This is a genomic window from Nostoc sp., assembly GCF_036917375.1.
In the GTDB taxonomy this organism is placed as follows: domain Bacteria; phylum Cyanobacteriota; class Cyanobacteriia; order Cyanobacteriales; family Nostocaceae; genus Nostoc.
In genome coordinates this window covers 86,318-101,022 of sequence record NZ_JBALDN010000104.1, presented here as the reverse complement: position 1 = coordinate 101,022, position 14,705 = coordinate 86,318, and the positions used below count along the sequence as shown (strand labels likewise).

12 protein-coding genes are annotated in these 14,705 nt (G+C 42.3%); 2 read left to right on the top strand and 10 right to left on the bottom strand.

What is annotated here, in order from left to right; translation table 11 throughout:
* Positions 1 to 84 precede the first annotated feature (84 nt).
* The 10 genes from V7K45_RS28170 to V7K45_RS28125 form a co-directional block, all read right to left on the bottom strand.
* Positions 85 to 840: a phosphocholine cytidylyltransferase family protein gene (locus V7K45_RS28170; RefSeq protein WP_335008539.1), complete on the bottom strand. Its 756-nt coding sequence runs from the start codon at positions 838 to 840 to the stop codon at positions 85 to 87.
* Positions 841 to 1,040: 200 nt separating this feature from the next.
* Positions 1,041 to 1,754, bottom strand: a complete 714-nt coding sequence (locus V7K45_RS28165; RefSeq protein ID WP_335008537.1) for a 2OG-Fe(II) oxygenase — start codon at positions 1,752 to 1,754, stop codon at positions 1,041 to 1,043.
* Positions 1,755 to 1,801: 47 nt separating this feature from the next.
* Positions 1,802 to 2,407, bottom strand: a complete 606-nt coding sequence (locus tag V7K45_RS28160; protein ID WP_335008535.1) for a CDP-alcohol phosphatidyltransferase family protein — start codon at positions 2,405 to 2,407, stop codon at positions 1,802 to 1,804.
* Positions 2,408 to 2,489: 82 nt separating this feature from the next.
* A complete protein-coding gene (gene hpnI, locus V7K45_RS28155) occupies positions 2,490 to 3,710 on the bottom strand; it encodes a bacteriohopanetetrol glucosamine biosynthesis glycosyltransferase HpnI (protein WP_335008534.1) in 1,221 nt (406 codons plus the stop codon).
* A gap of 130 nt (positions 3,711 to 3,840) precedes the next feature.
* Positions 3,841 to 4,737 carry a hopanoid biosynthesis-associated protein HpnK gene (gene hpnK, locus V7K45_RS28150; protein ID WP_335008532.1) on the bottom strand — a complete coding sequence of 299 codons (897 nt, stop codon included), beginning with the start codon at positions 4,735 to 4,737 and terminating at the stop codon, positions 3,841 to 3,843.
* Positions 4,738 to 4,750: 13 nt separating this feature from the next.
* Positions 4,751 to 5,611, bottom strand: a complete 861-nt coding sequence (locus V7K45_RS28145) for a ferritin-like domain-containing protein (RefSeq protein ID WP_335008530.1) — start codon at positions 5,609 to 5,611, stop codon at positions 4,751 to 4,753.
* A 140-nt stretch (positions 5,612 to 5,751) separates the two neighbouring features.
* Entirely contained in the window at positions 5,752 to 7,206 is a 1,455-nt protein-coding gene (gene hpnJ, locus V7K45_RS28140) for a hopanoid biosynthesis associated radical SAM protein HpnJ (protein WP_335008528.1), read from the bottom strand.
* A 240-nt stretch (positions 7,207 to 7,446) separates the two neighbouring features.
* Positions 7,447 to 8,463 carry an MBL fold metallo-hydrolase gene (locus V7K45_RS28135; protein WP_335008526.1) on the bottom strand — a complete coding sequence of 339 codons (1,017 nt, stop codon included), beginning with the start codon at positions 8,461 to 8,463 and terminating at the stop codon, positions 7,447 to 7,449.
* Positions 8,464 to 8,485: 22 nt separating this feature from the next.
* Complete coding sequence (locus tag V7K45_RS28130) at positions 8,486 to 9,295, bottom strand: SDR family NAD(P)-dependent oxidoreductase (protein ID WP_335008524.1); 810 nt, start codon at positions 9,293 to 9,295, stop codon at positions 8,486 to 8,488.
* A gap of 227 nt (positions 9,296 to 9,522) precedes the next feature.
* Positions 9,523 to 11,178, bottom strand: coding sequence for a B12-binding domain-containing radical SAM protein (locus V7K45_RS28125; RefSeq protein WP_335008522.1), 1,656 nt, complete (start codon positions 11,176 to 11,178; stop codon positions 9,523 to 9,525).
* Positions 11,179 to 11,713: 535 nt separating this feature from the next.
* On the opposite strand from V7K45_RS28125, the gene V7K45_RS28120 reads away from it, so the two are divergent.
* Positions 11,714 to 13,333, top strand: coding sequence for a cyclic peptide export ABC transporter (locus tag V7K45_RS28120; protein ID WP_335008520.1), 1,620 nt, complete (start codon positions 11,714 to 11,716; stop codon positions 13,331 to 13,333).
* Positions 13,334 to 13,392: 59 nt separating this feature from the next.
* On the top strand, positions 13,393 to 13,623 hold the full coding sequence (locus V7K45_RS28115) for a DUF6737 family protein (protein WP_099099524.1): 231 nt from the start codon (positions 13,393 to 13,395) through the stop codon (positions 13,621 to 13,623).
* Positions 13,624 to 14,705 lie beyond the last annotated feature (1,082 nt).

The following is a 14,705-nucleotide window of genomic DNA, read 5'->3' as shown; positions in this document are numbered from 1 at the left end:
TTGAACTCCTTGATTCACCCGCTAGTAACAAATAATTCATACTGAATTCTGACTCCTGACTCCTGAATCCTTTCAAAGATATTTTCAGACATTTTCTGCGACTTCTATCTGAGGTAAAATATCATTTTGGGCGCGTTGAATATCCTGGGGAAAATCGATTTCGAGCCAAGGTAATCCAGTGATGTCTTCGTAGCCAAATGTTTCTGGAGTTTCTAAGAGCAGATCCCGAATTACTTCTTCATAAGGTTCATTATCCCGTCCGTCTGCAACATATTGTTCTGTGCGAATCGCAAGACGGCGAGCAACAGCACTTTCAAAACGAAAGAATCCTACTGACTCACCCGCAAAATCATAAGCTAAACCAGGAGCAACTTGTTTACGAAACTCCACTAGATAATTATCTCTAACACAAAGCTTTACGGGTTCATCTCCTGGTTCAAAATCCCGATCTAATAAAAAGCTGTTGGGGATATTTGTCTTTACCAGTCGTTCGATGATGCGGCGATCGCACAATACATCTGCATCCATTAATAATATGTCATCGCCAGCAAGTAAATGTTGACGTACAGTCCAAAGGCTGATCGTACTGCCTTTGGTGTAGTCAGGATTATAAATTGTACTGACCCAACTTTCGGCTCCTAATGCTTTGATTTCATCCTGAATTCTTTGTGCTTGATAACCCACAGCAATCACTACTTCATCAATTTGGTAATGACGGAGATAGTTAAAATGGCGTTCTAGTAGAGATTTGCCGTTAAATTTCAGTAAGCATTTGGGTTGGATTTGCCCGTCTTTACCTAAGCGTCGTCCAACGCCAGCAGCTAAGATAATTGCCTTCATCGTCAAATCACCAACAGTAGCTTAGACACCAGTAAATCTGGAAATTTTCCCAATATTTTATAATGACTGTATTTTGCTCAATTCAACGTTTATTAACTAATTCTTAACATGGAGGAGGCAGGAGGCAGGTGGTCACTGAGCGTAGTCGAAGTGCAGCCTCTCGTAGAGAAGTGAGACAGGAGGGATGTAAGATGGTGGTGCTAAGAGCGAAACACTTGGCGAAAACCAAAATAGGCGATCGCGTCTTTCATATTTGAGACAAAACGTTTTAGCATACCCATGCGGGTGTCGGTGACGTATTCCAAAGTCAAGACAATGCGCTGTTGGTTATTACCTAAAGGGGTAACTCTGTGGTAAAGTTTGTCACCATTGAATAAGACTAGAGTACCAGGAGTTAAGGAGAGCGATCGCGTTTGTGTCTCCCGTTCTGGAATATCTTTGTAGAGTTGATATTCCAGCTTACTGGATGAATTATCAACCAAACCAAGCAACACTGTATAGCGTTTACCGTGATAGTAAGAAGTATCGTAATGATACTGGATATGGTCTCCAGGCTCAGTGTAATAGTACAGCGCGTAAGTATGGGGATCTGAATCAGGACAGGGAAGGAGTTTTTCTGCCGTAATTTGGTTAAGGAAATCGCAAAAGGGACTGAGTTGATAAAACTCTCCAAAAATCGGAGCAAGACTGTCTAAGCTATAGCGGCTGATACTACCGCCCTTTTTATGATTGGGAATATAGTTGCGGTTGATTGCAGGTTGTAAAGATGGCAATAGCGCCAAGAACTGCTCAATGATGCAGCTAGGGACAAAGTTCTCCATTACCAAAAATTCATTTTGAGCTTGAAACTCAGCTTGAAGTTTCTGGTAATCAACGGCTGCTATAGCTTTATCAATTTCAGTTTGAAGCTCCATTGATGTCCATTGATAATTATTTATTTATTCTCTCACTGCTTCCTTATCTAGTTTGATTCCGGCTGCGGGAGTGTCCAAAATTGCCAAATTACCCATACTGCAAAGGTTGGCGCACCAATTGTCGCTGCTATTAATAACGGTTCTAATCCATTCAGTAAGGGAACTATGGGAAACAAATATAGCACGTCTTCAATGTCAAAGCCGGCGAAATTTGGTTGACGGCTGGCGTCTTTACCCAAACGTTGTTCCATTTCGTTTCGCAAATGAAAGATGCAAGCAACAGACACGCCAGATACTATCCCCATCACCAACGCCCACCAACCAAATTTTCCTTCCCTAAGACCATATCCAATACACACAAACAATAGAATATGGATGATGGCGTCACTAATAAGGTCATACTGATGTCCCCATTTGCTGCTTTTCCCACTCAAACGAGCTAATTCACCGTCTGTATGATCGAGAAAGTTAGATAAAGCAAATAGCCATGCCCCAATGTTAACCCAAATGGTATCACCAACTGCAAGGGCGGCAGCCGCCGCCAACCCTGTCAAAAGTCGCACTGTAGTAAGATGATTGGGATTTACCCAACTGTCTTTTAGAGGTTTAATTAGCCAGTAAGCAAGTTGAGCATCCCAAGGCTTTGCGATCATAGATGAACTTAAATTTGATCTGGTCTTGGAATATATATATAGCGGTTCTCATCTGGATGCAACATGCGCTAGGTGCATACTGCTATGCGCCTTTATTAGTCAAAACCTTAATTGATAATTCATCATTTTTGTCTTTTGGTACTAATAGCTTTCCATCTTTAGTTAGCTTCAGTTGTTGTCCTCGCCACTCTATAGTGTTGCCAATAAAGCCAAAACACCAAATAACAAAGCTTAACAAGTCGCACACAAGAACGAGCCACAAAAACTTTTTGACTATTGGATCTTTCAAACTGATAGTACCAACAACCCAAGCCATCACTAATCTTGTTATCCAACAGATAGATAGTCCTAGCCATCCTAATATTGAACCATTAGTGGCAATCAGTAGCAACAAGCTGGTGACGACACCATAGGTAAAAATTAGTCCTAGATAACCCCAAGGACGAGATACTCGTTTACCACGTGCCCAACGAATCTGTCGTCTGATGGCATCAACTAAGTTGTTGCTTATCTGTACGTGTTCAACTATGTAGTCGGAAAGCACAACTTTGTAACCTGCTTGGACAGGTAGATAGCCTAGTTGGAAATCATCTGCCAGATAATCAGCGATCGCTTCAAATCCACCGATAGCTTCTAGTACTTTTTTCGGGATGACAATGGTGGAACCAAAGGCAAATTTTATCCCATTTTCTTTAATGTTGCTGACTAAAACCCCGGCGTGAAATTCAGTAGTAGTACTAATAGCTTCTAATATCGATATCCATCCTTGAGTTACGGTTCGATACATACAGGTAACTACACCCACGTTTTTATCTTGTAACGGCTGGATAACTCTTTGTAAATAGTCACCTCCAACTCGAATGTCACTATCAGCAAGGACGAGAATTTCATATTTAGCTTTGGCTGCGGCATTGGCTAAGTTGCTAATTTTCAGGTTTGTACCGATGACGCGATCGCTTACAATCAGCAAAATATCCGAATCTGAAAAATTGTGGATGATTTTCTCTACAATCTCTATGCAAGGGTCTTGAGAGTTTCGTACTGCAAAGATGATTTGATATTTTGGATAGTCCTGCTGACAAAATGAGGCTAGGTTTTCATAAGCATTACTATCAAGCCCACAAATGGGTTTGAGGATACTAACAGGTGGATGAAACTCTCGATTAATTGCCTGGGGAACAGCAAAAAAAGTTATTGCTGCATAAATTGCATAGCAATAAAACAAAACAGACGGTATGCACAAAATTAGGAGAAAATAACTAGCGACCGCATGAATATTTGTTAAGAAAGTAGATGCAAACATGGCCATTCATTACCAGGCAATTAGTATTAGCATTTTCTAGATTCACTGCCGATAAGTTTAGGATTTTTGTATGTACGTTAGATGGGATTTGGATGACAAAGTTATTACTTTGAATTATGGAAAATCAAATTTAGGTGATACGTTGGCATAGGAAATGATGGTTGGTAAGTTCAAAACCGTTACTCAGGAGCGCTTCGCGTACCTGACTACTTAACAATGCAGCCAGTTCTGCTTCGCCTGTCCCTAGTTCTCCATTTGCGTTGGCGTTCGCGAAGCGTCTCGTAGAGAAGCCCGCCGCAGGCATCGCTGGATGAGAGTAAATCTCAACCAAGTTTGCCTGAATCTGAGGTATCAATCCAAGTAAATATTCTTCTGTAATGCCCCCAGTTTGCAATAAACCGTAAACTCTTTGGGTAAAGCCAATACCTTGAGACTCTAGCAGTTTCTCACCATAGCGGCGTAGTCTGCCAAATACTCCTGACCAAACTAGCTTTGTCAGTAGATGACTGCGATTAACTCTCAAGGTCATTCCTAGTTCCTCACTAGGAAGACGAATTACCTTAATATCAAATTCTGCTGCCAAGTCAACTAAAATTCGCAAAACTACTGGATGTATATGCAAATGTAAATGTCCATCCACATGAGAAAGAGGCAAACCAGTAGAACGGTATTTTTCTAACTGGGCGCGAATTTCTTGACGTAATTCTTGATGGGTTTCCTTGACAAATTGATAGCGTAAACCAGCAAAAAATGGACTGTTGGAAAAGTTACCTTGTTTGTCAACTAAATGGGGAATTTGCTCTGGCGGTAAGACAGAACGACCACATACCAACACAAGATGTAGTCCAACAGCCAAATTTGGATTGGCACTTGCCAAAGTGACAGCCTCTTTTGCAGCATCAGCGCTCACCATCAGGCTGGTACTAGTTAGCACTCCTTCTTTGTGTGCTTTGATAATTGCTTGATTAACTCCTTCAGAGAAACCAAAGTCATCACCATTGATGATGGCGAATCGCTGTGCTTGCATAAGTTTTGGATTTTTAAGGTTCCGATAATTGAGCTATTGAATTAGACTGACGCCGAGGTATAAGCCTGAGAGTAGCTAAGGCAGTTTTAGCTAAGTTTGGTATCAGTTGCGGTTGAAGTAATTCTTTATCAAACACACCAAGCCGTCGAGTGTTTTCTTGTAAGCAAGTAGATAACAATAACTCTGGGGTTAAATTATCTATAAAGTTGCTAGCACCGGTAGCTGTAAAACCCTCTTGTTGTTCTTCGTTAGAACCACTAAAGGCTTTAATCTTATCTTGTAATGCTCTGCTGTAATGTACAAGAGCATTAATTCCCCGTAACCAATTACTTTTTCCCTCCTGAATTTGCTGGTAAGTTACCCAATTAATAAAGAACATGATATGACGAGCTTCTTCATCCAGAACCGCATCAAAGATATTAAACAATGATTCTGGGATGTAATTGATATGACGACGAGCAAGCCCAAATAGACCAAAAGCTAAAAAAGAGTCCAAACATTCACCGAAACCAAAGTTAAGGAAGGCGGTTTTAATCTTACTAGGAAGTACAGGTTCAGGAGGCGGGGAAATTTGAATATCGTAGCGATCGATGAAGAATTTAATTAGTCTTCCGTGGCGAACTTCTTCCATCCCTTGGAGAGCGATCGCTTCTTTTAATAAAGGGTCGCTAATTGTAGCTGCAAAAGCGTTTACCATCACTCCTGCTTCTTGTTCGGTATTAAGTGCTTCTCTCCAAAAGGGAATGCTTCGCAAGCTTTGGAGAGCTACATTATCCAGATTCGGCCAAGGGAGGCTTTCTGGCTCATACTCCAAGTGACTTTCAAGAAAGCTACGACAAAAAAGCTCTTTGTGTTCTTTGCTTCCTATTTTCATGGCTGAAGAATTTTTAACTTGTTGATAAGTAGTGGGACAGAATTAATTACACAGTGCGATCGCGATCGCAGTAAATTATTTTTGTGCATTTACTTATTTGGCTAGGTTATCCTCAATTCCTCCATAAAAATAACCAACAACTAACCAACAACTACTGATTCTGCTTTCGCAGTTGCTTGAGTACGACGATCTTTTAAGTAAGAGAAAAATTCCCGCCCTTCACGCAAGCGGCGCACTAACATTTGGGGATCGGTGAGCATTTCACCAACAATTGGAATAATCGCTCTGGGACGGAAGTAAAACTTCCGATACATTCTCTCAACTGCATCCTCAATTTCAGCACTGGAAAGATTTGGATATTGCAGTGTAGACATTTGAATTCCAGAACTAGCAACTAAAGAAGTGTTGCTAAACCAATTATTTTCTTGTGCTTGACGATAAAGTTCTGTTCCGGGATAGGGAGCTGCGATGGAAACTTGAATTGTATGCGGACTAATCTCGCAAGCAAACCGGACTGTTTCTTCTATTGTTTTTTGGGTTTCGTCGGGTAAACCAATGATAAATGTACCGTGTACGGTAATGCCAAGTTTATGACAATTTTCCATAAACTTACGCGCTACTTCCAGCTTAATTCCTTTCTTAATCCCATCTAAAATTTGCTGATTGCCGGATTCAAATCCTACCAAAAGTAGGCGTAAGCCATTATCGCGTAGTTTTTTCAGGGTGTCATAATCTAGATTGGCGCGAGCGTTACAACTCCAAGTTAGTTTGAGTCGCCGCAGATGTTCGCTAATTGCGATCGCTCGCTGTTTGTCTATAGTAAATGTGTCGTCATCAAACATATATTCTCGCACTTTGTCACCGAAGATGGCTTTGGCTTCTTCCATCTCGCGCCCAACAGCTTCGGGGCTTTTTGTGCGGTATAAGTGTCCGCCAATTGTTTGCGGCCAAAGGCAAAAGGTACATTTTGCCGGACAGCCCCGCCCAGTGTAAAAGGAAATGTATGGATGCAATAAGTAGCCAATAAAGTATTTGGTAATATCTAAATCGCGATGATAAATCGGCAATACACTGGGCATAGAATCCCAATCGTGAATCAAGGGGCGGTCTTGATTATGATGGATATTACCCTGGCGATCGCGGTAGCTTAAACCTGTGATTTCTTCCCAAGATTTACCTTCGGCTATTTCTTTGCACGTATAGTCAAATTCGTGACGACACACAAAGTCAATGATTGGGTTTTCAACCAGCGTTTGTTCTGGTAATACTGCGACGTGCGCTCCAATTAAGCCAATCTTCACATCAGGGTTTTGAGCTTTGATTGTCTCGGCACACTTGACATCATTAGCCAGCGAAGGCGTGCTGGTGTGCATGATAATTAGCTCGTAATCTTGAGCAATTTCGATGACATCTTCTACTGTTTGACCGTGTGGGGGTGCATCAATCAGCTTGCTACCAGGCACAAGGGCTGCGGGTTGCGCTAGCCATGTCGGATACCAGAAGGAAGTAATTTCGCGCTTGGCTTGGTATCGGGAACCTGCACCACCATCAAACCCATCGAAGGAAGGAGGACTGAGAAACAAAGTTTTTTTCACAGGTAGATTTCCTTTTGCAGGTTTTAGCTAACACTTTTTTAGGATAAAACCTAAAGGGCAGCAGATGCGATCGCAGTTCTAAATCATTCATTAAATTTTCTATTTCTCTCTCTTTAGCGAAAAATATTTTTTAATCTGAGGTACAAATCTCTGCGTCCCTCTGCGTTTCAAAATACTATCTGTACTTCACTTAACTGGGAATCGCTATAACCAAGCTTTTGTTGATTTGGAATGATTGGTTTATTTTTGCCGTGTTGTACTAGATTGGTCAGCGAATGCTTTGAACTCGATAGCATCATGACTACAGAAGAGGCGCACGCCCTTATTGCGATCGCTTGATAATGCGCGTAGCCGATCTTGATTGAGCAATCGAGCTTGACGATCCACTTCCATCATCCATTGGTAGGCACGCAAACCTGGCGTGCAGCTTTTTTTGGCTGAGTCCATCTCGTGCCGATAAAAATAGGCATCACCTGCGTGCAAAAGCCAACCCTCTGGTGTATCAATAGCGATACCAGCATGACCCCGCGTATGACCAACAAGGGGAATGAGGAGAATTTCTGGCGGTAGCCCATCAAGGTTACGTACTGCTTCAAAACCAAACCAATGTTCGCCTCCTGCCGAATAGTACTTCCAGTGCTTAACCTCGTCCCACTGCTCTGGACGATAGCGCCGTTTGCCAATGAAGCCGTGCCGATCCTGGGCATTCTCAATCTCAGTCTGCATTACGTGTACGGTTGCTTCTGGGAAATCCTCCAGACCACCGGCATGATCGAAATCGAGGTGAGTAAGCACAATATGACGCACATCTCGCGGGGAAAAGCCCAGCCGCTCAACTTGCTCGATCGCTGTGTATTTTTTATCAAACTGGATGCCATTGAAATGAATGAAAAACGGGCTGAGGCGGGAGTAAGGGGATTTGATATCGCGCAGTCCGAAGCCGGTATCAATCAGAACAAGTCCCTGCTCTGTCTCGATCAGCAGACAGTGGCAGACGAGGTGAGCTTTCGGGCCGCGACTGAAGCCATCGAACAGGGCCCCACCAATTGGGCACATACAGCCGCAATTGAGATGATGAATTTTCATAAATCCTCCGTTACGACTCTGACTTTCAATGTGTGAGATTGCCGACTGCGCGATTAGCTTTGCTGGTGCCGTTAGCCCAAGCGATCGCAAGCAGGGGGAAAAAGGGAAAATCCCCCTTCCCCAATTCCTTTTTTCCCTGCCTCTTCTTTGAAAAGAGTGCCGACTGAGCATATTCGCTTGATTAGGTAGCAAATTAGTTGTTGCCTGACCCCGGCTCACTGAGCTTGCGGTGCTGTTCAGCAGTGACTGTATCAGGTAAAACCTTACTAACATTCGCCAGAAGCTTCGTTTTGAGCGAACCGGCGATGATGCGATCTTTGCCTGCCATCAAGGCCTCAAAACCCTGCTTGGCTACCTCGGCCGGATCGTCCTTTTGATCCGTGCCCACTTTTGTGTCGTCCATACCCGCACGGTGGAAGAAGTTGGTATCGGTAGGCCCCGGCATGAGGGCGGTGACGGTAACGCCCGTATCCTTCAATTCATTGCGTAACCCCTCTGAAAAAGAATGCACAAAGGCCTTAGAGGCGGCGTAGACTGTCTCGAACGGGCCGGGCATCAGGGCAGCAATCGAAGATGTGAATAGGATTCGACCTTTGCCACGGTCAACCATATCCTTCACTACCCGTTTGGCAAGATGTACAGAGGATACAACATTCAGATCGATCAGATTGAGTTCATCCTTTAGGTCGGTTTCACGGGCGAAATCACCACCGACACCAACACCTGCATTGATGGCGATCGCATCTACTGGTCGCCCAGTCGCCTTAATTTGGTTGTAGAGTGTCTCAACACCGTCATAGCTAGCCAGATCGGCTTGCACCGTCTCAACTTTAGCACCCAGCCCTTCGAGGGCAATAGCCGCTTCGTCAATGCTCGATCCGGTGGCTGTAACTAGGAGATCGAAGCCGTTTTGAGCAAATTGTTTTGCGAGTTCATAACCGATGCCGTTAGAAGCACCTGTCACGACAGCCAAGGGTCGGGTCAATGAACTGTTCATAACCATCTAAAAATTCCTATGTAACTGCTCCACACTCGCTTGCAATGGTTTTCTCGCTACCAAATAATTGCATGGACTGTGGGCTTTCAACCCTTACAATCTTAGGCAGGTAGCAGTGCGATTGCGTCTTTCCAAGGAAGTATCGCTAGTGTATCTTCAAGGTTACTTTTTTACAGTTCTGTATATACCTCTAACAGACTTTCAACCTCTCAAAACTTATTTTAATTGTTACCTTAGCTACGAACTTTCGTAACGATTTTTTGGGAATAAAACGAAGCCGATTCTTCATTTTTGGCACAATCTTGGGCAAACTTAATCAAATGGTGTCCGACAAGTCCAACGTGAACCAAATTTTCAATATTACCTGCTTTTAGTGCTGGCTTGGCCATTTTCCAGAAAGTCTGACGATAGTTACTAAATAAGCCTATCCGCACCAAAATATTAGTTAAATAAGTTAAACCCTTGCGAATATTAGCCGCAGAAGTGCGAGCTGGGCTGTTAGGTACTTCGATGCGATTTGGATAGGTGTGTTCCATATTGTAGGCAAATCGCTGATATAAAAATTCCGGCTCATAAGCCGTTGTAATGCAGCGCCGCCACATCTCAACAACTTGCTCGTAAGGCATCAAAAATTCAACATTTGATTCCCGGCTTTCATCATAGACAAGTCGCCCTTCTGCTTCTAATCTCCGCCATAATGGAGTTCTCGGTAACGCATGAAGTAGGTTAATTGTCAACATGGGAATTTGCGATGCCCGCATAAATTCGATAATTCGGTCTGCTGTTTCTGGTGTATCTGTATCTAACCCAATAATGATTCCTGAAACTACTTCCATACCATAACTATTTAAAACCTGAATCGCTTTTAAGATTGGCATACTCAGATTTTGGTCTTTGGAAATCGCATGGAGAGCATTTGGTTCCGGGGTTTCGATACCACAAAAGATTGTGCAAAAATAAGCTTCGCGCATCATTTCCAGCAGCTTTGGACTTTGAGCTAAATTCAGCGTGGCTTCACAGGCAAACTGGATGGGGTAGCCATTGCGTTTTTGCCAGTCAATCAGATGCGGAAGTAACTTCATAGCGGCGCGGCGATCGCCAACAAAGTTATCATCAACAAAATACACTGCTCCCAAATTGCCAGATTGTCGCATTGCATCTAACTCCGCGACTACTTGCTCTGGCGTTTTCATTCGGGGACTGTTGCCATAGAGTTCAGGAATATCGCAAAACTCGCAGTGATAAGGGCAACCACTAGAAAATTGCACATTTGCTAAGAAATAATCATTGATATTCAGCAGATGATAAGCTGGGGTGGGAAACTCTGTTAAGGGTAAACGTTCCTTGGTTTCAAAGCGAATTTGTTGTTGCGGACGTTGAGAGTTTTGGTCTAGATACTCGATCATGCGATCGCTGGCATCTCCCAATTCGCCCAAGTGTAAAATGTCAAAATCAGGATAATATTCTGGACACCCAGATACTGAAGGGCCGCCCACAACGGTGATTTTGCCGGCTCGATGGGCAAGTTCATTAATTTGATTAATCTGTGGTTTCTGGATATGCATTCCACTCACAATCACCACATCAGCCCATTGGTAATCAGCCCTACTTGCTGATTTGACATTTTCATCAATAAACCTCACTTCCCATTCTTTAGGTAAGTAAGCAGCCACAATTAAAATACCTTGAGGTGGCATAAAAGCCCGCACACTACCCATAAGTGGGTAGGCGTGATGAAAAGTACCAAAGGAACGGCTGTACTTGGGAAAAATACACAGAATGCGTCGATGGTGCAAAGGAACGTAGCGGGTTCCTTGAGTGACAGAAGCGGTTTTGGAATTGCCCGCTACATTAATTTGGTTCTCTAAAGACTTTAAATTTACAGTCATCGCAAATTTCACCCTGGAAAACTGAGCAGGTAATTTGACAGTTTATTGACATAATTAGCTGTAATTCCAACTAGCTTACCAAAGAAAGGTAGAAGGCAGAAGGGATTATAAATAGACTTCTTGGCATTTGTCGAGGTAAAGGGGAAGGTGTGGCCCCCTCTGGGGATAAGGGGCGGGGGGAACGCCTTCGGCTGGGGGAAAGGGTAAGGGGTAAGGGGTAAAGGTTTAATTCTTTCCTTTCCCCTTTCCCTTTAACCTTTTCCCTAAAAGTGCAAAAATATATTTTTGCAAGAGGTCTAATGGTCTAATATATTTTTGCTCAAAACAAAGTCCTAAAGATTATAAATCGTCCAATGTTGCCTTCTGCATGATTCATCGTGATATTTGAAAGGGTATTTAACTGGTAAAATATAAAATCTACCCTCGCAATGCAAATTTGATTGGTTGGCAAACAACTATTATGGAAATCGCGCATGGGACATAAAAAGAGAGATTTTCATTTTTTGTTGTGTCCAACTGGGTATAGGCATTTGTCATGAATTTGATTTACTTTCTTTTGCGTTCTTCGTGGGGGATGGTAGCGATCGCGATCGCTACCGGATTTTTGAGTGGCGGTAGTAGTGCTGGCTTAATTGCCTTAATTAGCCATGCTGCAAGTAGCGGTAATGCTTCCCGCCTCACATCGATAATCTGGGGTTTTGCGGGGCTGGCTATAGTTGCACTAATTACCAGTATCGTTTCTCAAGTGATGCTGATTCGCCTTTCTCAGAATGCAGTCTTACAATTACGGATGCGTTTGAGTCGCCAGATTCTTGCTTCCGAGTTGAGTCATCTGGAACGCTTAGGAAATCCTCGATTATTGGCTACTTTAACAGAAGATATTCAGGCGGTTGCTAATGCTGTTTATCAGATGCCTTTTATCTTTATTAATTTAGCGATCGTCCTGGGTTGTATAACGTATATAACCTGGCTTTCTTGGTTAGTATTGTTGATGGTTTGTGGGATTTCAGTAGTTGCGATCGCTAGTTGTCAGTGGCTACTCAATAGAGGCGGACAATTACTTACTCTAGCTCGTGAAGATGAAGATCATTTATTTAAACATTTTCGCACCATTACCGAAGGAGTCAAAGAGCTTAAACTAAACTATAAGCGGCGTGAAGACTTTTTAGAAGAGAAACTACAATCAACTGCTAACGAGTTTCGCGATCACAACGTTAACGGTCTAAGCCTTTTTGCCATAACTTCAAGTTGGGGTCAACTCATATTCTTTTTCGCTCTCGGTTTTGTACTTTTTGTCCTGCCTAATCTGCTTACTATCAATCCCGAAACTCTCTCTGGCTACATTTTGACCTTCACTTACTTGGTGTTACCAATGGATAACATCATTAGTAAACTTCCTCTATTAAGTAAAGCCAGCATTGCCTTACAAAAAATCGAATCACTAGGTTTATCTCTAGCTAGTCGAACGGAAATATCCACTGTTCCACCTGCTCTAAAATCTGACTGGCACAGGTTAAAATTTCAAAGTGTTACCCACACTTACTACACAGAGCAAGAAGACAATAGCTTTATTTTTGGCCCCGTCGATCTAACACTTTATCCTCAAGAATTAGTCTTTATTGTCGGCGGTAATGGTAGCGGTAAATCTACATTAGCCAAACTAATTACTGGGCTTTATGTACCAGAAAATGGCGAAATATGGTTTGATGACGAGTTAATTAGCGAAGAGAATCGAGAATGGTATCGCCAGCATTTTTCCGTGGTGTTTTCCGACTTTTATTTATTTGAAGAACTTTTAGGATTAAAAAATTCTCACTTGGATGCTCAAGCCAGAAAATATTTACAAAAACTCCAACTAGACCATAAAGTGAAAGTTGAAAATGGGCAAATTTCTACCACTGCTCTTTCTCAAGGACAACGAAAACGGCTAGCTTTACTCACAGCCTACTTGGAAGATCGACCAATTTATCTATTTGATGAATGGGCAGCCGATCAAGATCCAGTATTCAAAGAAATATTCTACACTCAACTTCTCCCAGAACTGCGATCGCGGGGTAAAACAGTGCTGGTGATTAGCCATGACGATCGCTATTTTCATTTAGCAGACCGAATTATCAAACTTGACTATGGCAAAATAGAGTACGATAAAACTTAATCTGACAAAACAATTGATAATTGTTAAAAGAATATTTGGAGTTTGACTAAATAAAACTAATGTCTGAACAAAAGCCCATAAATCCTTGGAACTACAAACCTTGGTGGTGTCAACCCTGGTCTATAGTTCTCACAGGTGTAACACTGATTGGTGGTAGCTGGTTACTATTTAAAACTATCTGGCTAACAGTTCTCGTTTCCATCCCGATAGGAACGTGGATGGCATTTTTTGTGTTGTTTTGGCCACAACTAATGATTCGCAGTGGAATTTTGGAGTCGTATAAAGAGTAGTTTGAGCTAAATGTAATACTGGAAATTAGTCTAGGTAGAGAAAATTATTCCACCGCGTTCAGAGATTTAGCATCTTAGATTGTGTCGAGCTAATTATATCAAGTTCAGGTGGTTACTTATAATAAAATCTATTAATGTAACGACTGTCTTAAAAGTCAAGCGGTCGATTTGTTTGTGAAGATTATGAAAGCGATGCCTATGGCGGGCTACGCCTATGCACCTGTGTACTTGATTGCGGTGCGACAAAGTTTGAAGTACTCCAACACGACTTTTAAGTACCTCAAAACGACTTTTAAGTATCTCAAAACGACTTTTAAGTACCTCAAAACGACTTTTAAGTACCTCAACACGACTTTGGAGTACCTCAAAACGACTTTTAAGTACCTCAAAACGACTTTTAAGTACCTCAACACGACTTTGGAGTACCTCAAAACGACTTTTAAGTACCTCAACACGACTTTGGAGTACCTCAACATGACTTTAAGGTATCTGTTGCTTATATAGCAGTCCTAAATCATTCGTGAGAATTTGAGATCGTTTTAACCCCCCTGCTCTTGGTCTACGATGTATACACAAGTCCTTCTGACCCTTCTTATCAAGGCTACGGTGTATACACAAGTTGAATTACCCCCCTCAATCCCCCCGATGTATTGGGAGGAAGCCGGAAATCTACTTCCCTCCCCAATACATACGGGGAGGGTTAGGGTGGGGTAAAACCTTGGTTAATCCGCTATTTCAGACTTGTGTGTACACCGTAGCTTATAAGGGGGGAAACCGGAAATCTAGTTCCCTCCCCAATACATACGGGGAGGGTTAGGGTGGGGTAAAACCGTTCATCTCTGCATAAGCATGCAGAGATGAGCAAAACTGTGCTGCAAAGTTAAGCGTAGGCGTAGCCCGTCGTAGACATCGCTCGAACAAATTGTGAGAAGAAGTCCTCCGAATCGGTTTCTAACTCTCGGAACTTATGTAGATATAAACAAATTAGTGGTATCAAAAACATTAATTCATGATTAAGAACTTTAACAACATAATAAGTTTTGATAATTTTTTGCGAATATTGATATTTTTTAAGATTTCTT